The organism is Flavobacterium sp. KACC 22763 (assembly GCF_028736155.1).
GTDB lineage: Bacteria > Bacteroidota > Bacteroidia > Flavobacteriales > Flavobacteriaceae > Flavobacterium.
The window spans coordinates 2,056,028-2,081,274 of the sequence record NZ_CP117879.1; the positions used below are offsets into that span (position 1 = coordinate 2,056,028).

Here is a 25,247-nt window from a genome sequence, read left to right on the forward strand (position 1 = left end):
TAGCTTAAATCTTTTAAAATCTACGTAAAACCTTTCGACGCATTCTAAATAAAAAAGCCGAATCTAAAATTAAGATTCGGCTTTTGATTTTTATGATTCACAACTGCTACAAGAAACAAGACTTGTTACTAATTCTTTAGAAACACTTTGGCTTCTTTGGTAGTACAAACTTTTAACTCCTTGCTGCCAAGCTTCAATCATCAGACGGTTTACATCTTTAATCGCCAATTCTGCTGGAATATTAAGATTTAAACTTTGTCCTTGATCAACAAATTTCTGACGAATTCCTGCTTGCTGTACAATTTCTAGCTGGCTGATTTCTTTAAATGTTTTAAAAACATCTTTTTCCTGCTGAGTCAATTGTTCCATGTGCTGAACACTTCCTCCGTTTAGCATAATTCCTCTCCAAACTTCTTCGTTATCCAGTCCTTTCTCTTCCAACAGTTTTTTAAGGTATTTATTTTTACGCATGAAATTACCTTTACTTAATCCAGCTTTATAATAGTTACTGCTAAAAGGCTCAATTCCTGGCGAAGTTTGTCCTAAAATCGCAGAAGAAGATGTTGTTGGCGCAATTGCCATTGTCGTTGTATTACGTCTTCCATAACCTTTTAACAATTCTGGTTCACCGTAAATTCTAGCCAATTCTTGACTTGCTTTATCAGCTTTATCACTAATATGTTTGAAAATTTCAGTTGTTTTCATTTTAGCTTCCATTCCTTCAAACGGAATCATATTTTTCTGCAAATAAGAATGCCATCCTAAAACTCCTAAACCAAGCGCACGGTGTCTTTTTGCAAATTTATTAGCAGCAGAAAGGTAATAGTTCCCTTCTGTTTTTTCGATGAATTCTTGTAAAACGGCATCTAAGAAAAAGATCGCTAACTTTACAGCTTCAGTATCTTTCCATTCTTCATACAATTCTAAATTCATTGAAGAAAGACAGCAGATAAATGATTCGTCATGAGTTGACGGAAGCATAATCTCACTGCATAAATTACTTGCATTGATTCTAAGATTCTGGTCTTTATAAACTTGTGGTTTATTTTTATTTACGTTATCACTAAAGAAAATATAAGGCAATCCTTTTTGCTGACGGCTTTCTAATACTTTCGCCCAAATTTGTCTTTTTTCGGCATCACCGTCAATCATTTCCTGCATCCAATAATCTGGCACACAGATTCCTGTAAACAAATTCTGAATTGGGTTTCCGATACTTTTAATCTTTAAAAACTCTTCAATATCTGGGTGGTCAATATCCAAATAAGCAGCAAATGCGCCACGACGAACTCCACCTTGAGAAATCGTGTCCATAGCCGTATCAAAAAGTTTCATAAAACTTACCGCTCCACTACTCTTTCCGTTATCAGTCACAGCACTTCCGCGCTCGCGTAATTCACCAAAATAACCAGAAGTTCCACCTCCAATTTTAGTTTGCATAATTACTTCACCCAGTTTATGCGTAATTCCTTCAATTTTATCTGGAACATGCACATTAAAACATGAAATTGGCAAACCTCTTTCTGTTCCCATATTGGCCCAAACTGGCGAACTGATACTCATCCAGCCTCTTTCGATCATTTCCATGAAAGATTCTTTCAATTCTGGTTTGTAAAGTCTTCTAGCTGCGGCAGTACAAATTCTATCGATTGCTCCTTCTACAGTTTCTCCTTTTAAAAGGTAACCGCGGTTTAAAATCTGTTCACTTTCAGAATTTTTCCACCACATTTTACTGTCGTTTTGTGGTTCAAAATTGTTGTTTTCAGGGTTTATATCTGTCGTATTCATAATGTATTATGGGCTTGTATTAGAAAAGATCGTTTGCTGTGATACTCTTATCGTGTTTTGTATATTCTACTGGACGTTTCGCAAAGAAATCGTCTAAACTGTTCGCAAAAACTTCCTCTTCAAACCAAGTCATTTTTGAGTATTCTTCTGGAGAAACATTAAAAATAGTTTCGATATTGATTTGTTTCAAACTTTCATCAATTCTAAATTTCATGAAGTTTACCAAGTCTTCTTTGTTTATTGTTTCAACAGCTCCATTCTCAAAAATCCAATCTAAAATATCAGCTTCAACAGAAATTGATTCTTTAACCGTTTCTCTAATTAATTCTAAAGTCTCAGCATCGAAATATTCTGGAAACTCTTCACGAATTTTATTGATGATATAAATTCCGCCATTGGCATGAATTTGCTCGTCAATCGAAGTCCAAGCAATAATATTGCTCACATTTTTCATATAACCTTTGAATCTTGTGAATGACAATAAAATGGCAAATTGGCTGAAAAGTGATACATTTTCAATCAAAATACTGAATAAAATCAGCGAAACCATATATTTTCTGTTGTCCTGAGATTTTGTATCTTTCAATACATTCGAAAGATAATCTACACGTCTGCGTATTACAGGAACATCCAATAGTTTTTCGAACTCGTCATTATATCCTAAAACTTCCAGCAAACGAGAATAGGCCTCAGAATGTCTAAATTCACATTCTGCAAAAGTAGTTCCCAAACCGTTGAATTCTGGTTTTGGAAAATGCTCATATATATTACCCCAAAAACTTTTTACAGCTACCTCAATCTGCGCAATTGCCAATAAACTATTTTTGATTGCTGTTTTTTCTGCCAAATCCAAATGCGCATGAAAATCTTGCGTATCGGCAGTAAAATCTACTTCAGTGTGTACCCAATAAGCTTTATTAATAGCTTCGGTAAATTGCAGAACCTCAGGATATTCAAAAGGTTTATAATTGATTCTTTTATCAAAAATTGACATATATATAGAGTTTTAAGTGACTATTTTGAAATAGAAATACGAGCGCTTATTTTGGGGAGGTATTAGCGTGATTCCTATAATTACAAATTTAACCCACAGTTATTCTTTTGTCTAGTTTTAGATGTTAAAAATCTGTCCAATTATCAACAGTTTTAAAACTTCAAAAATTCACTTCAAATCAAATTTTATCAACATGAAAATAATTTTCTGTAATTAGCAATGAGCTAGCATTTTCCCTAAAATTAATATCGAGTTATCAACATGAAAAAATGAGCTTTTTGAGAGCAGAAACAAAAACAGTTATCAACATTATCATTTTGAAAATAGAAATTTGAGAGACAATTTCAATTGAAAAAAACGCCAGTAATTAATAATTATTCTAAATAATATTCTACACCACAAAAACATAACAACTTATATTACAATAATTTAAAACATAAACCTTATCAAAAAGCTTGAAAAACTATAGAAAAACAATATAATGAAGAAGAAAAATGTACTCAAATTTCACTTCCAAAAATTTTAACATCAAAAAAGAGGGAAAGCAGTAAGTACTCCTTAAAAAGAGGACGTTTTTTCTTTAGAAAAGATATTTTCATTATCGCACAAAAGCTAATCGGATTAAAACAAAATTAAATTTCACTTAAACAATCCTTAATTATTAGCAAAACTCAACCCTAAATCCTTTTTTACAGTAAATTATTCTTGCATTAAGAATATTAATTTTTACATTTGCTTTTATTTTTATTTATTCTAAATAGAATAAAATATTCTCAAAAATAAATTAATCTTGTACAATTCTATAACCATAAATTATCGAAATATGAAAAAGAACCTTTTTGTTTCTTTTGCATTTGCTGCTACTTTATTTGTAAGTGCCCAACAAAAAAACTCTCTGTTAGATGCCGCTTTCTGGAAAACTTCTCTAACGGTAGAAACAGTTCAGGCAGAAATCACTAAAGGAAATAATCCAGCTGAAGCGAATGCCAATGCATTTGATGTTACAACTTTAGCCATTAATAATGATGCTCCTTTTGCAACTATCAAATTTTTAGTAGAACAGCCTGGAAATTCCGTTACAAAATTAACTCACGATAATCGTATCTATCTGCACTGGGCAGCTTATAGAGGAAATACAGAATTAGTACAATATTTAATTGCTAAAGGTTCTGATGTAAATTTTGAAGACAGCCACGGAACTGCTCCTGCTGATTTCGCTGCTTCAAACGGTCAGTCAGATGCTGCGATGTATGATGCTTTCTTTAAAGCAGGACTTAATCCGACAAAAAAATATGCTAATGGAGCAAATCTTTTACTTTTAGCCATTGCTTCTGATAAAGATTTAAAAGCGGCAGACTATTTTTCTACTAAAGGAATGTCTTTAAAAGATGTTGATAATGACGGAAATACTGCTTTCTCTTATGCTGCAAGATCTGGAAATATTGATCTTTTGAAAAAGATTTTAGAAAAAGGAGTTAAACCAACTGAAGGTGCACTTTTATTTGCAGCACAAGGAAGCCGAAGAGAAACAAATACTCTTGAAACTTATAAATATTTGGTTGAAGAAGTAAAAATTAAGGCAACTGCTCAAAACAAAGCTGGACAAAATGTATTGCATATTTTGGCAGGAAAACCAAACCAAACAGAAATCATTCAATATTTCTTAGCAAAAGGTGTTGATGTAAACAAGGCTGATAAAGAAGGAAATACTCCAGTTATGGCTGCTGCATCGGCAAGAGAAACAGCTGTTTTAGAACTTTTGCTTCCAAAAGCTAAAAACATAAATGCACAAAATTTAAAAGGAGAATCAGCTTTGACATTTGCGGTGAGAAATGGATCTCCAGAAGCGGTAAATTTACTTTTATCAAAAGGCGCTGATGTGAATGTAAAAGACAAAGACGGAAATAATTTAGGCGTTTATTTGGTACAATCTTATCGTCCAGCAGGAAGAGAAAAAACAGCGACAGATCCTTTTGATGCAAAAGCAAAACTACTTCAAGACAAAGGGTTGAATTTAGCAACTCCTCAAAAAGACGGAAACACTTTATACCATTTAGCAATCACTAAAAATGATGTTTCTCTTCTTAAAAAAATTACCGATTTAAAAGTAGATATCAATGCTAAAAACAAAGACGGTTTAACAGCTTTACACAGAGCTGCAATGACTTCTAAAGATGATTCAATTTTAAAATATCTAGTTTCGGCTGGAGCTAAAAAAGACATTAGCACAGAGTTTGACGAAACTGCTTATGCTTTGGCTAAAGAAAATGAAGTGCTAACAAAAAATAATATCTCAGTTGAGTTTTTAAAATAACATTTTTAATAATCAATATTTTAAATTCCAAATTCCAAGAGTAGAGTTTGGAATTTGGAATTTGATTTTTGAAATTTAACTTACAATCAATACAAATAATTTTTCATGAAATCAATATTAAAAATTGCTCTTACAAGCGCTTTTATCTTTCTAGTTTCTTTTCAATCTCAGGCACAATCGAGCAAATATAAAATCATGCTTCAAATGAATAACTATATGGGCGAAGGTGCTTATATCGTTGTTTCTTTGGTTAATTCGGCTGGTGAGTACGAAAAAACGCTTTACGTAATGGGTGATGACAAAAAATGGTACAAATCATTAAAAGAATGGAATAAATTCCATACTAAGAAAAATGAAGATATCAGTGCTAAAACCGGTGCTTCTGTAACTGGTGGAGACCGCAGTGTAACGACAATCGAAATTGAAAATTCTAAAATCAATAAAGGATATAAACTTCGTTTCGAATCGGCTGTTGAAGACCAAAAATACTATGTAAGCGATCTTGAAGTTCCACTTACAACTGAAGGTTTGGCAGATAAAACAGATGGTAAAGGCTACATCAAATATGTAAGATTAAACAAAATATAATCTTAAGCACATTATTTTTTAACCTTACAATGAGTACAAATTTTATTTTTGTGCTTAGAATTAAAATCTGAGCTTTGTCATCGTTTTAAACTTTGACAAAGCTTTAAACGTTTTTATAATAGAATACACTCAATGACTCTTTCTTTCTGGCGATATGCACACTTGGCTCTAGCCTTATTTTCTTCTCTTTTTTTGCTTTTGGCTTCGGTGACCGGAATCATTCTGGCGGTCGATGCAGTTCAAGAAAAAACACTTCCTTACAAAGCTGAAAATTTTAATGAAATAACTTTAGGCGAAACGCTGTCAGTTTTAAAAAAAGAGTACTCTGAAATTACAGAATTGAGCGTAGATTACAATCAGTTTGTAACACTTCAAGCTATTGACGCTGATGGAAATGATGTTAAGGCATACATTGATCCAAAAACAGGAAAAGCATTAGGAACTCCAGCAAAGAAATCCGAATTCATAAATTGGATTACGAGTTTGCACCGTTCGCTGTTTCTTCATGAAGCAGGACGTTTTTTTGTAGGGATAATTTCTTTTTGCTTGCTATTAATAGCCATTTCTGGTTTTGTTCTGGTTCTAAAAAGACAGCGTGGCATTCGAAATTTCTTTTCTAAAATAATCAAAGAATACTTTGCTCAATATTACCATGTGCTTCTAGGAAGATTGGCTCTTATACCTATTTTGATTATTGCACTTACAGGAACCTATTTATCACTCGAAAGATTCAACTTTTTTATGGGTGAAGAAAAAGCTAAACCTGTAAAAACAGAACTTTCGGGAAAAGCGAAAACAGTTTCAATCTTTAAAATGACTCTATTATCTGATGTAAAGAAAATCGAATTTCCTTTTACAGATGATCCTGAAGAGTATTATATTATTGAATTAAAAGATAGAGAAGTTGAAGTCAATCAGGTTACAGGAGCTGTAATTTCTGAAAAACGTTCTCCAATGACGACGCAATTTGCGGCATTAAGCCTTGATCTGCATACGGGAAGAATTAACGGAATTTGGGCTGTAATCTTAGCAGTTGCTTGTATCAATATTCTATTCTTTATTTATTCTGGTTTTGCAATTACTTTGAAAAGAAGGTCAAGCCGAATTAAGAATAAATTTAAAGCAAGCGAGAGTACTTTTATACTTTTAGTAGGTTCTGAAAACGGAAGCACTTTCCGATTTGCCAATTCAATTCAAAAACAATTAATTGACCGTGGACAAAAGGTTTTTGTTAGCGAATTGAATAAATTCTCAGCTTATCCAAAGGCAGAACATATCGTTGTTTTCACTTCAACTCATGGTTTAGGAGATGCACCTTCTAACGGAACACAACTTAAATCTTTAATAGAAAAACAAAATCAAGAACAGCGTGTTAATTTCTCTGTCGTTGGTTTTGGTTCTAAATCTTATCCTGACTTTTGCCAATTTGCAATTGAAATTGACCAGCTTTTAGGAAAACAAAAATGGGCAGATCGTTATTTAGATTTGAAAACGGTCAATGACAAATCGGCTGTTGAATTTGTAGAATGGGTGAAATTATGGAGTGAAAAAACAGGAATTCCGTTAGCAACAACGCCATCGCTATATAATCATATTCCAAAAGGTTTACAGAAATTAATGGTTTTAGACAAAACGCCAATTTCTGAAACTGAACATACTTTTATTCTGACTTTAAGAGCAAATTCAAGAGTTAAATTCAGTTCTGGCGATTTATTGGCAATTTATCCTGCCAACGATTCAAGAGAGCGCCTCTACTCTATTGGGAATCATTCTGGCAATATTCAATTGGTTGTAAAATTACATCCAAACGGATTGGGTTCTGGTTTTTTGAATGCTTTAGAACCAGGAAATGTAATTAAAGCGCAAATTGTAAAAAATCCTGCTTTTCATCTTCCAAAGAAAGCTTCTAAAGTGGCTTTTATTTCTAACGGAACAGGAATTGCTCCTTTCTTAGGAATGATTGAACAGAATAAAGCAAAACAAGAGCTTCATCTCTACAGCGGATTTAGAATGGAAACACCAACATTAATGGCTTATAAAAAGTTTGCTGGAATTATGATACAGAAAGAGCACTTGGATAATTTTCATGTTGCACTATCCCGTGAAGCAGAACATATTTATGTAATGGATTTAATTAAAAGAGATGCCAATTTTTTTGTGAATTTATTGAAAAAAGATGGTGTAATCATGATCTGCGGTTCGCTTGCGATGCAAAAAGATGTTGAAGCTATTTTGAGTGAAATGTGCCTGTCAAAAGGATTGAAAACACTTGAAGAATATAAGGCCAACAAACAATTTTTGACGGATTGCTATTAGAGTAATTTTAGATTTTAGATTTTAGATTTTAGATTGTTGATTTCTGATTTCTGATTTTCAACTTTCGACTTTCGACTTTTTAATACATTTTCATGCATAAATTATTATCATATAAAATTTCATTATTTTTTTTAATCGCTTGCTGTTTATCTACACATTCGCAAGTATTACGAAAAAGAACAACGCTTTTGATGGGCGGACGTTTTGATATTTCTATCGTGGATAAAGATTCTCTTTCGGCAGAAAAAAATATAGATGAAGTTATCGCTGAAATTACACGAATTGAATATTTAATCTCCGATTGGAAACCTACTTCTCAAGTTTCTGAAGTTAATCAGAATGCAGGAATAAAACCTGTAAAAGTGGACCGTGAAGTTTTTGAATTGACCAAAAGAGCCATCAAACTTTCTGAAATTACTAATGGCGGATTTGACATTAGTTTTGCCGCAATGGACAGAATCTGGAAATTTGACGGTTCGATGACCGAAATGCCTTCGGCAGAAGCCATAAAAAAATCGGTGGAAAAAGTGGGCTATAAAAATATTATTCTAGACAGCACAGAATTGACTATTTTCTTAAAATTAAAAGGAATGAAAATTGGATTCGGCGCTTTAGGAGAAGGTTACGCTACCGATAAATGTCGCGCGATGATGATTGCAAAAGGTGTTAAAGCTGGAATCATAAATGGTTCTGGAGACATGAGCACTTGGGGAAAACAACCCAACGGAAAAGATTGGAAAATCGGAATTACAAATCCGTTTAAACCTGAAAAGATTTTAGCTGCAATTCCGCTTAAAGAAGGTGCTGTCACTACTTCGGGAAGCTATGAAAAATTTGTTGTTTTTAATGGAAAACGTTATTCGCATATTATAAATCCTTCAACTGGTTATCCTGCAACGGGTTTATGCAGTGTTACCGTTTTTGGTCCGAACGCTGAAACCGCCAACGGATTAAGTACTTCTATGATGGTATTAGGTCAGAAAGAAGGTTTGCTTTTACTTCAAAAATTCCCAGATTATAGTTGCGTAATGATTACGGATAAGGGGAAAATTGTTAAGTCTAAGAATTTCTCTTATAAGTTATGAGTTTTGAGTTGCCTTCAGCTTTAGCTGGAGGTATAAATAAATCTACATACAGGGCTTTAGCCAAACTTATTTCGGCTAAAGCCTTTTTCATTTCCTTTAAAAATAACCTCCAGCTAAAGCTGGAGGCAACTCATAAATAAGCTTTGAGGCCTTGCTCCCGATAACTATCGGGATTGCGAGATTATTTCATTTGTAATAAAAACACTTTACGCAAACCCTTCTCCCGAAACTTCGGGATTGCTCAAGAAGACAACCGAATTACCAATTATCAATTGGCAACTCATAACTCATAACTCATAACTCATAACTCATAACTAAAAACTCCAAAAGACAACATTAAAATATCATTAGAACCTCACTCTAAATTCTAATAATCTTCTAATTACTTTATTTAGATTAAATTTAAATTATCATATAAGTTTGCAATCCTATAAATAGTAAACTTACATGAGAATTCTTTACGCTCTCCTTTTTATGATGACTTTTTCTGGGTGGTCTCAAACCGGAAAAATTACAGGAAAAGTCTATTTTACCAACAATGAAACCGCTTTTGGAGCGTCGGTTCAAATTACGGGAACTAAAAAGTTTGTTGTCGTTGATAATGACGGTCAATTTGAAATAAAAGGTTTAGCATATGGAAGTTACGATTTGGAAATCTCTTCGATGGAAGCTAAACCAAAAACGGTAAACATTTCTGTTAATCGTCCATCTCATCAAATCAATATCGCATTAGAAAAAATAACGGATCCGAAAGCGCTTAAAGAAGTTAAAATTGAGAAGAAAACGTTTAAAAAAGACATTACAGAAAAAGGTTTTGCAGTAAATGTTATCGAAACGCAAGAGGCTGCAAAAAGAAATCTGCAAACCAATGATTTATTAGATCGTTCAGGTGGAGTAAGGATCAGGCAAAATGGAGGTTTAGGTTCTGCTGTAACGTACAACATCAACGGAATGTCTGGAAATGCGATTCGAATTTTCATTGATGGAGTTCCGATTCAGACTTACGGCGCTTCTTTCAGTTTAAATAGTATTCCGCCCGCATTAATTGAAAGAATCGAGGTTTTCAAAGGAGTTGTTCCGGCTTATTTAGCCGATGATTCACTTGGAGGTGCAATCAATGTGGTTTTAAAGAAAGGAGCTAAAAATAGTTTAAATGCTTCTGTTTCTTACGGTTCGTTTAATACTGTTCAATCTAATGTAAATGCATCTTTTAGAGATAAAAACGGATTTACTGTAAAAGCAAATGCGTTTCAGAATTATTCTGACAATGATTATGAAGTTTGGGGAAAATGGGTTTACAATATCGCGCCAAACGGACGTTACGAATACATTCGCGCTAAAAGATTTGAGAGCATGTATCGCTCTTTTGGGGGACGATTAGAAGCTGGTTTTACCAATGTTGATTGGGCGGATAATCTTCTTATTAGCTATAATGGGTCTCAGGATTACAATCAGATTCAGCATGGGCAATACATGACGAAACCATATAAAGGGCGTTTTAGTGAATCTGCTGCTAATGTTTTCAGTTTAAATTATAGCAAAAAAGACTTCTTAATTAAAAATCTTGATTTCTCTCTTATCTCGGTTTACAGTCATAGAAATGATGTGATCAATGATACCGTAAAATGGAACTATAACTGGAACGGCGAAAAAGCTTTAGGTTTATACGGCCAGCCTATTTTAACCAATACGGGAGCACAGCAAGGAGCGCCAACCATCAATCATATGAAATCGGATATTTTTAATACTCGTGCAGGATTAAATTATACGATTACAGAAAATCATAAGGTTTTGGTGAATGTGATGACTTACATATTGGATCGAAATGATTATGATGAAATGCAACCAGAAATCACTCGAAATTTTATCATTACCCGAGATTTAGCCAAAACGGTTTCTTCTTTTGCTTATGAAATGACAGCGTTTCAGTCTCGACTGAGAGCCAATCTTTTCCTAAAAAACTACAATATGAAGAACGAACAAAGAGATCCTCAGATTGTAACCGAAAATGGGCAAAATGTAGTAAAAGAAGTGGTTACATCTAAAAGGACAAATTACAATGGTTACGGAATGGCAACTTCCTACTCTATTCTTCCTAAAATAATGGTTATGGCTTCTGCCGAAAAGGCAATCAGACTTCCTTCTGAAAATGAAATATTTGGTAATCCGGGAGAAAACATCATCAGCAATTCTGGTCTAAAACCTGAGCAGAGCAATAATTTTAATGCTGGATTGCGATTTGGTCCTTACGAAATGAATAATCATAAGCTTACCGTTTCAGGAAATGCTTTCTGGAGAAATACCGAAGACAAAATCGTTCGCCAAATTAGTGATCGTGTCAATGAAGCCATTCAAGCTTCGCCTTTTGTAAATTTAGGAAAAGCGCAATCTATTGGTTTTGAAGCTTCTTTTCAATATTCCTACAACAATCGCTTTTTTGCAGGTATGAATCTTTCAAAATTCAATTCGCTGTTTAAAGACAAATATGATAAAAACGGGAACATTCTTCCGAATTACAACAAACAGCTTCCGAATGAGCCTTTCTTTAATTTAAATGCCAATCTGCAATACAATTTTAGAAATGTAATTCAGAGTAAATCAGAACTTAATTTGTACTACTACTGCGGGTACGTGGCTCCGTTTTATACTTCGTGGCTTGAAACCGACAGAACTACAGCACAGTTTCCGCAAGATTTAGGTTTGAGCTATGTTTTTCCGAACAAACAGTTTACCGTAAGTTTTGATGCTAGAAATGTATTTGACGAACAGGTTTACGACAATTTTGCTGCCCAAAAACCAGGAAGAGCTTTTTATGTAAAACTCAACTATACCTTAAATAAATTTTAATCATTCAATACATAACTAATTTTTAAATGCAATAAAAATGAAAAAAAACACATTTAAATTATTTACTTCTAGCTTGCTAGTTGGCGCATTTGCATTGACCACAGCTTGCAGCAGCGACGATAACAAAAGTTCTGAACCTGTTAATCCAGTAACAGATGGTCGTTGGCTTACAGTAGCTGGAGCAGTAATGCAGACAGATCCAGGAGATGGAAATGGGGGAACTAAAATTTATGCTATTAGCAAAGAAAACGCTATTGACCCTAATTTTTCTGTAAATGTTTACGATCAAGGTTCTCCTGTTCAATCTAGCAGAACAGCTCGTTTACAATCTTCTGTAGACGGAAATACGCTTTTTAACATTACTTACAATGGTGCAAATGGCGGTGAGTTTATGACTTATAAAGTTAACGGAGCAAATAATTTCTTAGAATCGACTGCAAAAGTTAACATTTCTCAATACGCGGGAGTTACTCCAAGATGGGTAAAACTTTTTGATGGTGATAAAACAGGTATTGCAGTAAATGTAACTGCTCCTGTTGTAAGCGTAAACGAAGACAAAAGCTATAAAAACACAAGAGGAAAAGCGACTGTTCTATCTTTAGATATGAAACAGACTTTAATTTCTGCTTACAAACAATATGATATTCCGTTGACTGCTGAAGAAGAAGCGCAAGGACACCACATTTTCCGTTTAGATGCTCCAACCTTAAACAAAGCAGGAAACAAATTAATCATCGGAACTTGGATGCGTAAAACAAACACTGCTGACCCTTCAAAAAATGAAAGTTCATTTACTCGTTTAGGATCTAAATCTGTTGTGGTTGATTATCCTTCTTTAGAAAATCCTGTAGTAATTACTTCAAAAGTTGGATTTGGTGATACTAGCGGATACAGAAGTTTCAATAGTTTTGTGGCTACTGATGGAAACATTTACCAAGCAACACAAAGAGATACTCAAAAAGGTTCTTACATCTTAAAAATTAACCAGAACAATCAATATGATGACAATTACATATTTAGCTTAGATACAGCTTTAGGCGTTAAAGGAAGCTATATCGATGCGTGGAGATATGTTGGAAACGGAATTGCTTATGCGGTTTATACTTTTGAAGGCACAAATCAAGGTTACTTAGCAAGACTTGATTTGAATGCAAGAACTGCTCAAAAAGTTGACGGTATTGATTATGATGCTGATTTAGATTTTGGTCAATATCAAGGTTTTGTAGTTGATGGAAACAACTTCTACATTGCTGTAACTCCAGTTGGAAAAGACGGTAATATTTATGTAATTGATATTCCTTCTGGAAAAGTTACTAAAGGTGCCAAATTATTGAACAAACCAGGAAACCACTACATTGGGGTATTCTAAAAATATACGGCTGTGAAAACAGTTTGTGAAAAATTCATCACTTGAGTTTTTTTTTAATCGAACATTCCGCTTCTATTTATAGTAAGCGGAATGTTTTTTGAATACATTGTGAGTAGTTCGAGTGTATTATTTAAACACATAGAAACATAGATTTTCATTGCTTCTATTTGAGATTATTGAAAAAGCTAGCTTTAACACATAGCTATGTGTATTTAAATAAGTGAAACGCCTTTTCAAGCTTGCAAAACTATGTTTCTATGTGTTTAAAAACTTTAACCAACAGTTTATGATTAGAATTTTGAAGCAAATTCTTTTGCAAAATCCTCTAATTTGATTTTACCAGTTGCATTTCCATCAGTATTTAAGAAATCTGCAGCAATGGTTTCGTTTCTTAATCCAGTTCCCATTTCGGTATATAAACCTGCCATTTCTTCTGGAACTCCTGCTTGAGTCATTCCGCCAAAATATTGTTCGTCTGTAAATTCAATCCAAGGAAGTTCTGGTTTTCCAATAGCGTTTCCAAATGCTTTTACAATTTCTGAAGGTGTTTTTACATCACTAATAATATAACGAATGTTTTTGCCTTCTGTAGTTTTCTGTAATTCTTCGGCAGCAGCGTTTGCAATATCTTCTGGATGTACTAACGGAATACGGTTTGATGCTGGGAAGTTTGCTCCCATAATCCCTGCTCCTTTTATCATCGGGATATCATTAAAGAAATTAATGTAGAAATATCCAGCTCTTAAAAAAGTAATTGAAGCGTCTAAATTTTCATAAATCTTCTCAATATTATGTAATCCTGCAATGGGTCCGTTTCCTGTTGGCAAATCGGCTCCAATACTGCTTAACATTACTACTCTTTTAATGTTGGTTTCTTGAATTGCTTTCGCGAAAGCGGCACCCGCATCTGTAGTATTCTTTACAATATTTACTCCGCCCATATTTGGAGGTGTCATGGCAAAAAGAGCATCTGCACCAGCAAAAGTTTTAGACAGAAAATCGGCATCGCTAACCGATCCAATTGCTGCTTTTGCGCCTAATTCTTCAATGGCAGATTTTCTATCTGCATTACTGCTTATAACGGTTACATCGTGACCTGATTGTACTAATTGTGCCGTTAATGGCTTTCCTATGTTTCCTAATGAACCTGTAATTATAATTTTCATCTTAAAATGTTTTTTTATTTAACAAGACAAAGGTATCTTTGTACTTACTTTTATACAAGTACTTACCCTAAAGTATGTATTATGACAGCAATTAAAGAATCGTCTACAATTCAGGAAAACAAGCAGTATGCATTGGAAAAATGTCCTGTAACTTTTGTTATGGAGAAAATTGGAGGCTACTGGAAACCTATTATTTTATATCATTTATCGACTGGAGATAAACGTTACAGCGAATTGAAAAGAGCAATTCCGGCTGTAACAGAAAAAATGCTTATTCAGCATTTAAAACAATTAGAAGCAGACGGATTGGTTATTCGCGAAGCAAAACCTGTTGTGCCGCCATTTGTAACCTATAAATTAAGCAATGCAGGAACTGGTTTAATGCCTGTTATCGATGCTATGGCAGCTTGGGCTTTTAAAGTAAAAGACGGCGTCTATACTATTTAATAGACACCGCCTTTTCAAACAAACAAAAACTAATTAACTTAACTTTTTATGTGAAATTGAACAGGCATTAATTTCACTAGTTGACTTAATTTATTGTATGGAATATTGCTTTGTTTAATTCTGTTTGATAAAAACCAAAGCTTCTTTGTAATTGGCAATTTGTGTGAGGGCATTGTAAATGTATTTTGAAACCAATGCACCTCCGTCTGAATTAATCAATTCAATATCATCGTCTGGCGTGTGATATTGCGGATGTCCGCCTGTATGAAAACCAACAGCTGAAATAGATTCTTTGTAAAAAGAAACATGATCAGAACCACCAACGTCACCTGCGTGAATAACGGGATTCAATCCTGAGTTTTCTTGCAGTTTTTTCATTAATTCTACACCTTTCGGAAAAGTTCCCGCGCCTCCCATATAAAGTTCTTTTTTATCGTTCAATCTTCCGACCATATCCATATTGAGCATTACTTTGACAGACTCTTTAGAAACGGGAAGATGATTTACAAAATATTTGGAACCAAGCAATCCTTCCTCTTCTCCGCTAAACGAGATAAAAATGATGCTTCGTTTAGGCTTGATTTTTTGTTTTGAAATTTCTTCTAAGATGCAAAGCAAAGCCGAAACTCCAGAAGCATTATCATCTGCTCCGTTATGAATAGCAAAAGCTTCTTTCTTTTTGCTTCCAGAACCTTGTCCGCCCCAACCCCAGTGATCGTAATGCGCTCCGATTACTATGTATTCGTTTTTTAAATTAGGATCAGAACCTTCAATGTAACCTACAACGTTTTGCGTTGCCACACTATCCGATTTCATTTTATTGATTCCTTCTTTGACAAATACTTTGAAAGGCTGATAATAACTATCATTGAATTGCTGTAAACCATATTTCTTAAAATATTTTTTGATATATGCAGCCGCATCGTTATTTCCTTTAGTTCCTACAAAACGACCTTCTAATTTATCTGATGATAAATATTTATCATGTTTGTAAAAAGTATTAGCCATTTGTGCATTCACGAAAGTGCAGCAAAAGAAAAGAATTGCAATAAAGAGTTTTTTCATAATTAGTTGTCTATAGAATGGAACGCGGATGACACAGATTCGCCTTGCGAAAACGCGGATTTGTACTGATTTAAATTATTTTTTAACACATAGAAACATAGCTTCCAATAACTCTAAAAAGGCGTTTCACTTATTTAAATACACATAGCTATGTGTTAAAGCTAGCTTTTTCAATAATCTTAAACTGAAGCAATAAAAATCTATGTTTCTATGTGTTAAAATTAAATATCTGTGTTTATCCGCGTTTTCACGAAGTGAATCCGTTTTATCAACGTACTATTATCTTATAAATCAAAAGAGGTATGTTTAATATATTTTCTATCATAAGTATACAAAACATGTATTCTTTTGTCGGTGGTTTGAATGATGGCCGGATAGCTAAACTCTCCTTTTTCTTGTTTTTCTAGATCAAATAGTTTAGTCCAATTTAAACCATCTTTAGAATATTCAACATCTAGAATATTTCGTCCGTTAAACCAATCTTTACCTATTGGAAGCGGATTATTTACTAGTAAAAAAAGGTTCTTGTTAATGGTTAAAGCATCAATGCCAGAGTTTGAATTAATAACATTTATGGTATTGGTTCTTATCCAGCTTTTTCCATTATCTCCCGACCAGCTAGAAACTATTTTATTGTGTTTGCTTCGAGACAGCATCTGAATATCGCTCTTGCTATGAATTAAAAATGTTGGCTGAATAACATCAAAGTTTTGGTTGTTTTCTACCGCTATATTTTTCCAAGAATCTGTCGCTTCTGTGTATTCTTCAACATGTACGCGCCATTCGTCAGTGCCTACACTTTCGGTGCTGCTTCCGCATAAAATTATGCCAGGAGTAGTTTCGATTGGTTTGTTTCGGATTGGTCCTAAAATTCCGTCTGGAAGATATTTTGGTTCTCCCCAAGTTGTCCCGTTATCTTTTGAAACCATCATAGCGCCAAACCATTCTCTCGGATTTTTTCCAATTTTATAAAACAAATATAAATTCTGACTTTTGCTTTTAAACAAAACCGGATTCCAACAAGGAAGCGTATCTCCGTTTTTAATCAATGGCTGAATCAGTTCTTTAGGTGCAGACCACTTTTTGTCTTTGTACGCCGAAATGTAAATTCCGACATCTTTTGCACCTTCATATTTTCCGCCAAACCAAGCAGCTAGAATTTCATTTGGTTTGTATTCAACCAGAGTTGACGCATGGCTATTGGTTGTAACAGGCGGGTTTGCAATATAACTGCTTTCGATATTTACAGCCTTAATTTGTGCTTTTATTTCATTAGAAAAAAGAAATAAAGCCAATAACGCCACAACAGTATATTTTGTCTTTACAATCATTTTATTTTGAAATTATTAAACACATAGAAACATAGATTTTTTTCTTTTTACGAAAAAGAATAAAAAAAGAAACTAGTTTTTAACACATAGCTATGTGAAAGAAATATTTTTCTCTTTGCTTCTCTTTTTAGACACAGAACCTATGATTCTATATGTTAAAATTAAATTTGTTCAATTTCACACAAAGGGAATTGCTTATGAATTAAAGTTGGGGCAAAAACTCATAGGTCCTCATAAAAAACAAAAGGAGAGTTACCTCTCCTTCTGCTCAAGTAACAAATCGATTGATCTTTTACTTTACCAAATTAATTATTTTGTGTCCCACCAAAGTCTTGTTCCACCTGAATCTGGACCTCCTAATTTAGAAACTCCATCTTCTACAGCAGCTTTGTTTGATGAGTACTCATTTGTCGTGTAAATAATTCTTTTCATCAAAGATTTACCAACTCCAGCATCTGGATTATCAGTGTTTAAAACTGGATAGATTACTTTAGCATCGCTTCTTCTTAAATCTGCCCAAGCTTCCCAAGATTCTGGGAAAATGGCTAAGTATTTTTGAACTGCAATCTGAGTTCTTTGATCAGCAGTAGATGCAGACCATGCAACTGGCAATTTAACTGGAATATCTTGTAAATCTAAAGTTGGATATAAAGTCAAAATGTTTGGCAATGTTGGCAATGTAGAGCCATTGATGTAAGCACTAACTGCAGCAGCATCTGTGATTCCCCATTGTGCAAGAGATAATCTAATACCTGTTTCGTACAAAGTTTTAGCATCTCCGTCCATGTTCCATCCATTTAAAGCTCCTTCTGCTCTACTTAAATAGTTTTCAGAAGCCATAAAGATTTCAATGTTTTTAGTTTCGCTAAGCGTATTAGCAGCACCATTTCCTAAAACATCATTATTAAAAGCAGAGAATTTAGTTGTTCCAAATTGATCTTCTAAACCTCCAACTGGATTTCCTCTATATACTTTTACAGTAGCATTTGCATCAAGTGGAGCAAACCATTTTGCTAAACGCGGGTCGTTGTATCCAACTAAGATACTTTCCATAGAAGCAGTCATTACATAACCCCAACTGTTTACAATCATGTTTAAATTGTTTGGCGTAATGTTACTTGCTTTAAAATATGCACTCTGATCGTTTGTTTGCATTACTCCAGCAGCAACCGCAGCTTCAGCTTGAGTTTTTGCTTTTGCAGGATCTTTATCAGAAATTCTTAAAGCCAAACGTAATCTCATACTGTTTCCAAAGATTCTCCATTTGTCAACACTTCCTGAATAAACTCTATCATTTGGGGCAAGAGAAGCAACAGATGTTGCAGAAGTAGAAGTTAATGTTGCATTTGCTTCGTCCAATAATTTAAAGAAGTCTGCATAGATAAATTCTACGCTATCGTAAGGAACCTTATCTTTTCCGTTACCAGCTTCAGTATAAGGAATTGGTCCGTAAGCATCAACCATTTGGTTGTACATGAAAACTTTCCAGATTTTAAGAACAGCAGTAGCTTCTGCATTTCCTTCAGATGCTTTAAAAGCATTTGATAAAGCTGGAGCCGCAACCGTGTAAAATCTTGTCCATCCTCTACCTTCGTATCCGTTTACGAAAGCATTTCTTTCAGTTCCGTATCCACAGTTTAAGTAGTGAATAAAAGTTGATGAAAGAATACCTGTCGCAATACCCCAAGTACCTTGATCATCTACTCCTGGAGAAGAATAAGAACCATTGTGGATACCTGCGTACAATGCAGATGCAAATGCAGGTCCTGCCAATGTAGCATCTAACTGATCTTCAGTCAATGAATTAGGATCTTTGTTTATTTCATCAAAATCGCCAGTACAGCTTGATAAAATCGAAACTGCCATTAATGCAACTCCTAACGTTTTTATTTTAAAACTATATTTCATGATATCTCTTTTTTAATTAAAATCCGAATTTAACATTCACTCCATAATCTCTCGTTGATGGAATGTTGAAAGATTCTATACCTTGCAAGTTACCTGTACCTGCTCCCGCTTCTGGATCAAAGTGCTCAGCTTTATTTAAGAAGAAGAATAAATTTCTACCTACCAATGAGAAATCTATGCTTGAAAATCCTGAGTTACCCAATAAACGTTTTGGCATTGAGTAACCAAAAACAAGCTCTCTTAATCTGATGTTTGTCGCATCATAAACAAATGGCTCTGCAATTGGAGTTCTCTGTCCGATTGCTGTCCAGTATTGTTCAGCATTGATGCTTGTTGTGTTTGGAGAGTAAGTTCCGTTTCCGTTATCTACAACACCATCCACAATGATTCCGCCATTTCTTCCTGCTAAAGTAATATCGCTTACCCCTAAACCAGCTTGTCTAGCTTGAGTGTATGAAATAACTTCACCACCAATTCTGAAGTCAACCAAGAAGCTTAAAGAGAAATCTTTGTATTTAAAGTTGTTTTTGAAACCAGCAGTCCAATCTGGATTAAAGTTACCAGCACGAACATCAAAACCATTTGTTGCTAATGGAATACCAGCACTATTTACAATGATATTTCCGTTCGGATCTCTTTGGAAACCTTTGATGTATAAATCACCATATTCGCCTCCAACAACAACTTTACTTCTTACTAAACGTCCTTCACCAAGAACTAATTCATCTCTTCCTTCAAAGATAGATTTTACTTTTGACTTGTAAGAAGCATAGTTTGCTGTAATATCCCAAGTAAAGTTTTCTGTCTGGATTGGAGTTGCAGTAAGCGTTAACTCGATACCTTTATTTTCAATATCTCCACCGTTTACGATAGCTCTAGAATATCCAGAAGGCTCAGGCGTATTGATGTAGAAAATTTGGTTATTAGTTAATGTATTGAAATAGGTGAAATCTAAACCTAAACGGTTGTTGAAAAATCTAACATCGGCACCAAACTCTGTAGAAGAAGAAATCTCTGGTTTTAAGTTTGGATTTGCTTTTGTGCTTTGTCCGTATAACATACCACCGTTTCCTCCAATGTAAGAGAATCTTTGTTGTGTCTGATACGGATCTGTATCGTTACCCACTTGTGCGTAAGAAGCTCTAACTTTTGCAAAACTAATTACTTCTGGCAATGTAACCATATCAGAAATAACAGCTGAAAGTCCGAAAGATGGGTAGAAATAATCTTCTGGTAAAGTTGAAGACCAGTCATTTCTAGCTGTTAAATCTAAGAATAAGTAGTTTCTGAAACCAATTTGACCAAATCCGTAAACAGAATTGATTCTTTTTTCTGAAGCTGTAGAAGTAGATTGAACTGTCTGAACGTTTGATAATGCAAAGAAGTTTCTTTTACTTAAAACACCGCCAGAATTTAAAGCTGAACTATTTTGCTGCAATGAACTCGCACCCGCATTAAGACCAACAGAGAAATCTCCGAATTTTTCATTGTAAGAAAGTAAAGCATCTACGTTCAATTCGCTTACTGTTTCATAAGATTCGCTATAAGATCCCATGTTACTGTTGAAAGCTGCAGTTGCATATCTGTTTCTTACGTTTTTGTTTGTCATTTGATCTAAACCAGCTCTACCTTGTAAGCTTAACGTTTTTGTAAACTCATATTTAAGAGAAGCTAAACCAATAAACCTATTTCTTTTATCTGTACGAGCATCATCTCTTAAAGCAGACCAGAATGGGTTTCCTCCAGGAGCTCCAGTTTCGTCGATAAAATAGTTTACTTGTCTTTGTCCTGCAGCATCAAAATATTCGAAATCTTTGTAATCGTTGTAAGCAATACTACGAGGCAATAAATAAGCAGATGTTCCGATAGACTCTTCACCCGTTCTCAATAAGTTATCGATATCCTGAACGATGTAGTTTGTTTTAGCATCTAAAGTTAATTTATCTGTAATCTTGCTTGTCAATCTTAAGTTAAGATTGTGTCTGTCCATTTGGTTTCCACCCACAATACCTTCAGCACGTGTGTTAGTGTAAGAGAAATAACCTTGCGCTTTTTCGTTACCAGCAGTAACTGTCAATGTGTTTGCTAAGTTATAACCTGTTTTGTAGAAATCAATAACGTTGTTTGGCTGTGGAGAATAACTTTGTGTCGCAGGTCCAGCATAATTTGGATTACGAACCAACTGCCAAGCAGATACCTGACGTCCGTCTAAAGGCGCACCCCAGCTTGAGCTTGAGTTAGAAACATAATTTCCGTTTGTTCCTTGACCGTACTCATTTTGTAAATTCATCAAGTTATAAGCTGAAGAAGCCATAAAGTTAGATGATAACGAAACAGACGTTTTTCCTGCTTTACCAGATTTAGTTGTAATTACGATTACACCATTTGATGCTCTAGAACCATAAAGTGCTGCTGCAGATGGTCCTTTCAAAACAGTCATCGAAGCAATGTCTTCTGGGTTAATGTTAGAGATACCATCAGGCTGAGTAGTTCCTCCTGTATCAATATCAGGATTTGTGTTTGTTGTTCCGTTAGAAATTGGCACACCATCTACAACATAAAGAGGTTGGTTGTTACCATTAAGAGATCTGTTACCTCTTAAAGTAATTCTAGAAGAAGAACCAACACCATTTGAAGTTGTAGAGAAGTTAAGACCCGCAACTTTACCAGAAAGTGAGTTGGCAACGTTTAATGATCTTGCTTCTGATAACTCATCAACAGAAACGTTTTGTGCAGAATACGTAATGGCTTTTTTCTCTCTTTTAATACCAAGAGCGGTAACCACTACTTCTCCTAACTGCTGCGTATCTGGCCCTAGAGTAACATTAATTGTAGTTTGTGCTCCCACAGCAACTTCTTTTGTAGCAGATCCTACATAAGTAAAAACCAAAACTGCTGATTGATTAGGAACACTAATGCTGTACTTACCGTCAAAATCTGTTGAAGCACTTGTTTTAGTTCCTTTAACAATAATATTTGCTCCAGGAATCGGAATCCCGCTTTGAGCATCTGTTATCGTTCCTTTTACTGTTGTCTGCGCTTCTAGGCTTTGAAAACCGAAAAGGCATATGACAAACAGTAATTTTAGTACGTTTTTAATCATATTAGTTGTTTTTTTAGAGTTAATAACATGTTAAACTTAAGAATACATTCTGTTAACAAAATATAATTTCGACAAATGACAATTTTGAAAAGGTGTTGGTAAATCTTTAGTGTTTTATTGAAAGAAAACGTTTTCATTTGTAATCCTACTCTGCCTTAAATTAAAAGACCAAATTCTATTATTGAATAGAATTTGGTCTTTTATAATTGTATTCATTTTTTTAAAGTAAAAACGCCGAAAAATCTTCGGCGTTTTTGGGTTTTTAGTCCAAAACCTTAAATTTCGTTTTAAGTAAATCAGTCGAATTTCCGCCGACCATCACTTCAAAATCTCCAGGCTCTACAACGCGCTTCATTTCTCTGTTCCAAAGAGATAGCTCATCTGGTGTAAGTGTAAATTCAACATTTTTTGTTTCGCCTTTTTTGATATTTAATCTTTTGAATCCTTTTAATGTTTTTTCAGGAGTTGTTACGGAGCTGTAAACATCATTAATGTATAACTGAACCACTTCGTCTCCGTCTCTGTCTCCAATGTTTTTAACGTCAACAGAAACTTTAACCTCTCCGTTTGGCTTAATTTCCGTAGTATTCAGTTTTAAATTAGAATATTCAAACTTCGTATAACTCAATCCGTAACCGAATGAATATAACGGATGTTCGCTTTCAGCAACATATTTATGAATCGCAGATGGTTTTTGGTTATAATATATAGGTAACTGCCCAACCGATTTTGGAACCGTAATTGGCAATCTTCCTCCCGGGTTATAATCTCCAAACAAAACATCAGCTACTGCTCTACCTCCCAATTCTCCAGGGAACCATCCTTCTAGAACTGCAGGAATATTTTCAGCAATCCAATTTGTAGAAAGCGGACGACCGTTTAACAACACACAAACTACCGGAGTTCCAGTTTTTTGAATTTCTTCAATCAATTGCTGTTGGATTCCGAATAAGTCTAAAGAAGCAACATCTCTGTTTTCTTCAACCAATTCGTTAGATTCACCTAAAACCACAATGGCAACATCTGCTTTTTTAGCGGCATCGATTGCTGGCTGTAAGTTTACTTTTTCTAAATTCCAACGGAAATGAGCTCTGGCTCCCCAGCCTCCTTCCCACATTTCAATGCGGACTTTGTACTTTTTACCTTTTTCGATATTTTTTGGAGTTGTAACCATACTTGTTGCCCCTTTTGTCCAGTTGTCGATAACCAATTGATCGTCGATATACATTCTGATTCCGTCATCAGAACTTAAACCTAACCAACCGTCAAGTGCCTGATCTGATTTTAAGAATCCTGTCCATCTGATAGAAAAATCATCTACATTCACACCATCGCCAGGTGCCCAAGGCCAGTCAAACTCTAATTGGCTATCGATACGAGTCAATGCTGGAGTTCCTTCTAGATTTCTGTTATTGAAATATTCTCCTTTTAATCCGTTTTGAGATTCGTCTGGAGTAAATAAATATTTAGATGGAATAATCTGTCCTTTTACAATTAACGGAACGCCTTCTTCATAAACTACATTCGCAGTTTTTCCAACCAATTCTTTAACTCCTTCATAAACCGTCATTCCGACACTATTTTTTGGAGCATAACCTCCCAATCTTGAAGCATTTGCATTTGGTCCGATAACCGCAATATTTTTTAAGTTTTTGCTTAAAGGCAAAATATTGTTCTCGTTTTTCAATAAAACCATAGATTTCTGCGCCGCTTCTAAAGCAACAGCTTGATTTTCTTTTGTATGAAAACGCTCTTTGATCAGATTTTTATCTGTGTACGGATTTTCAAATAATCCTAATAAGAATTTCAAACGTAAAACTGCTCCTGCTGCACGGTCGATATTTTCCGTTGTTAATTTCTTTTCATTAACTAATTCAATGACTGTATTTTGCCAGAATTCGTTTGAAAAATCATAAAACTGCATATCGACACCAGCTGAAACCGCTTCTCTAATAGCATCTTTTGGAGAATCGGCTACTTTGTGAGTCGTCTGGATGTATTTAATAGCACCTAAATCTGAAACCACAAGACCTTTAAAACCCCATTCTTTTCTTAAAACATCCGTCAATAACCAGTGGTTTGCTGCACAAGGAATTCCGTCTAACTCAGAATAAGCGCACATAGTTCCTAAAGCGCCGCCTTTTGTGAATGCTTTTTCGAAAGATGGCAAATGGTCTTCTCTCGCAGAACGTTCTCCAACCAAAATTGGCGAAGAATTTCCTCCCGCTTGTGGAATACCGTGAACCGCAAAGTGTTTTGGTTCAGCTATAATAGAACGATCCGATTTTAAATCGTCTCCTTGCATTCCTTTAATAAAAGCCAAACCAATTTCACTATTTAGGAAAGCATCTTCACCAAAAGTTTCAGCTACACGTCCCCATCTCGGTTCGCGTCCTAAATCTAAATTTGGCCCAAAACCGAAATGAACACCATGAGCTCTGGCTTCCATACCAATAACTTTACCTACTTTGTCCATCGTAGCAATATCCCATGTTGCACCAAGACCAATGTTCATTGGGAAAGCGGTACTTCCTTCGTCTAAATAACCGTGAAGCATTTCACACATAATCAAGGCAGGAATTCCCCAACGGTTTCCTTTGATTACATTAGTTTGCAAATCATTGATCATTTTCGCAGAACGCGGATACAAATCATGAATCGCTCCAATTCCTAATTTCCCGATTTTTTCTGCCGATTTACCTTTAGCAAAATCTTCTTTATCTTTAAAAAAATCTCCTCTGTACATATCCATCTGACGCACTTTTTCTTCAAGCGTCATACGGCTTAACAAGTCTTGAACTCTTTCTTCTACTGGTAATTTGGCATCCTGATACGGATATTTCTTCTGGGCGTGGATCTGGTTTAAAAAACCAACAGCCATTACAAAAATAATGGCTGTTTTTCTCATTCTTAATTGTAACATAGT

General features: G+C 34.7%; 15 protein-coding genes. 7 read left to right on the forward strand and 8 right to left on the reverse strand.

Features of this window, described 5'->3' with window-relative positions; all coding sequences use genetic code 11:
* Window positions 1-90: 90 nt before the first annotated feature.
* Together PQ463_RS08555 and PQ463_RS08560 are read right to left on the reverse strand one after the other, a co-directional pair.
* Window positions 91-1,728, reverse strand: a complete 1,638-nt coding sequence (locus tag PQ463_RS08555; protein WP_443135197.1) for a ribonucleoside-diphosphate reductase subunit alpha — start codon at window positions 1,726-1,728, stop codon at window positions 91-93.
* A gap of 79 nt (window positions 1,729-1,807) precedes the next feature.
* Window positions 1,808-2,782: a ribonucleotide-diphosphate reductase subunit beta gene (locus tag PQ463_RS08560; RefSeq protein ID WP_274257267.1), complete on the reverse strand. Its 975-nt coding sequence runs from the start codon at window positions 2,780-2,782 to the stop codon at window positions 1,808-1,810.
* 823 nt (window positions 2,783-3,605) lie between these two features.
* On the opposite strand from PQ463_RS08560, the gene PQ463_RS08565 reads away from it, so the two are divergent.
* The 6 genes from PQ463_RS08565 to PQ463_RS08590 all read left to right on the forward strand — a co-directional run bounded on the left by PQ463_RS08565 (window position 3,606) and on the right by PQ463_RS08590 (window position 13,301).
* Window positions 3,606-5,096, forward strand: a complete 1,491-nt coding sequence (locus PQ463_RS08565; RefSeq protein ID WP_274257268.1) for an ankyrin repeat domain-containing protein — start codon at window positions 3,606-3,608, stop codon at window positions 5,094-5,096.
* Between the two features lie 105 nt (window positions 5,097-5,201).
* Window positions 5,202-5,684 carry a DUF2271 domain-containing protein gene (locus PQ463_RS08570; RefSeq protein WP_274257269.1) on the forward strand — a complete coding sequence of 161 codons (483 nt, stop codon included), beginning with the start codon at window positions 5,202-5,204 and terminating at the stop codon, window positions 5,682-5,684.
* A 132-nt stretch (window positions 5,685-5,816) separates the two neighbouring features.
* Window positions 5,817-8,000, forward strand: a complete 2,184-nt coding sequence (locus PQ463_RS08575) for a PepSY domain-containing protein (RefSeq protein WP_274257270.1) — start codon at window positions 5,817-5,819, stop codon at window positions 7,998-8,000.
* A gap of 92 nt (window positions 8,001-8,092) precedes the next feature.
* Entirely contained in the window at window positions 8,093-9,085 is a 993-nt protein-coding gene (locus tag PQ463_RS08580) for an FAD:protein FMN transferase (protein WP_274257271.1), read from the forward strand.
* A 447-nt stretch (window positions 9,086-9,532) separates the two neighbouring features.
* A complete protein-coding gene (locus PQ463_RS08585; protein ID WP_274257272.1) occupies window positions 9,533-11,932 on the forward strand; it encodes a TonB-dependent receptor in 2,400 nt (799 codons plus the stop codon).
* Between the two features lie 37 nt (window positions 11,933-11,969).
* Window positions 11,970-13,301 carry a DUF4374 domain-containing protein gene (locus PQ463_RS08590; protein WP_274257273.1) on the forward strand — a complete coding sequence of 444 codons (1,332 nt, stop codon included), beginning with the start codon at window positions 11,970-11,972 and terminating at the stop codon, window positions 13,299-13,301.
* 290 nt (window positions 13,302-13,591) lie between these two features.
* Here the strand turns inward: PQ463_RS08590 and PQ463_RS08595 are convergent, their stop codons facing one another.
* Window positions 13,592-14,467: an NmrA family NAD(P)-binding protein gene (locus PQ463_RS08595; protein WP_274257274.1), complete on the reverse strand. Its 876-nt coding sequence runs from the start codon at window positions 14,465-14,467 to the stop codon at window positions 13,592-13,594.
* An 81-nt stretch (window positions 14,468-14,548) separates the two neighbouring features.
* Here PQ463_RS08595 and PQ463_RS08600 point away from each other — a divergent pair, with 81 nt between their 5' ends.
* Window positions 14,549-14,914 carry a winged helix-turn-helix transcriptional regulator gene (locus tag PQ463_RS08600; protein ID WP_274257276.1) on the forward strand — a complete coding sequence of 122 codons (366 nt, stop codon included), beginning with the start codon at window positions 14,549-14,551 and terminating at the stop codon, window positions 14,912-14,914.
* 114 nt (window positions 14,915-15,028) lie between these two features.
* Here the strand turns inward: PQ463_RS08600 and PQ463_RS08605 are convergent, their stop codons facing one another.
* The 5 genes from PQ463_RS08605 to PQ463_RS08625 all read right to left on the reverse strand — a co-directional run bounded on the left by PQ463_RS08605 (window position 15,029) and on the right by PQ463_RS08625 (window position 25,244).
* On the reverse strand, window positions 15,029-15,979 hold the full coding sequence (locus PQ463_RS08605) for a M20/M25/M40 family metallo-hydrolase (RefSeq protein WP_274257277.1): 951 nt from the start codon (window positions 15,977-15,979) through the stop codon (window positions 15,029-15,031).
* Window positions 15,980-16,263: 284 nt separating this feature from the next.
* Entirely contained in the window at window positions 16,264-17,310 is a 1,047-nt protein-coding gene (locus PQ463_RS08610) for a sialidase family protein (protein ID WP_274257278.1), read from the reverse strand.
* Window positions 17,311-17,619: 309 nt separating this feature from the next.
* Entirely contained in the window at window positions 17,620-19,218 is a 1,599-nt protein-coding gene (locus tag PQ463_RS08615; RefSeq protein ID WP_274257279.1) for a SusD/RagB family nutrient-binding outer membrane lipoprotein, read from the reverse strand.
* 16 nt (window positions 19,219-19,234) lie between these two features.
* Window positions 19,235-22,321 carry a SusC/RagA family TonB-linked outer membrane protein gene (locus tag PQ463_RS08620; protein WP_160781739.1) on the reverse strand — a complete coding sequence of 1,029 codons (3,087 nt, stop codon included), beginning with the start codon at window positions 22,319-22,321 and terminating at the stop codon, window positions 19,235-19,237.
* Between the two features lie 262 nt (window positions 22,322-22,583).
* Window positions 22,584-25,244, reverse strand: coding sequence for a glycoside hydrolase family 3 protein (locus tag PQ463_RS08625; protein WP_274257280.1), 2,661 nt, complete (start codon window positions 25,242-25,244; stop codon window positions 22,584-22,586).
* Window positions 25,245-25,247 lie beyond the last annotated feature (3 nt).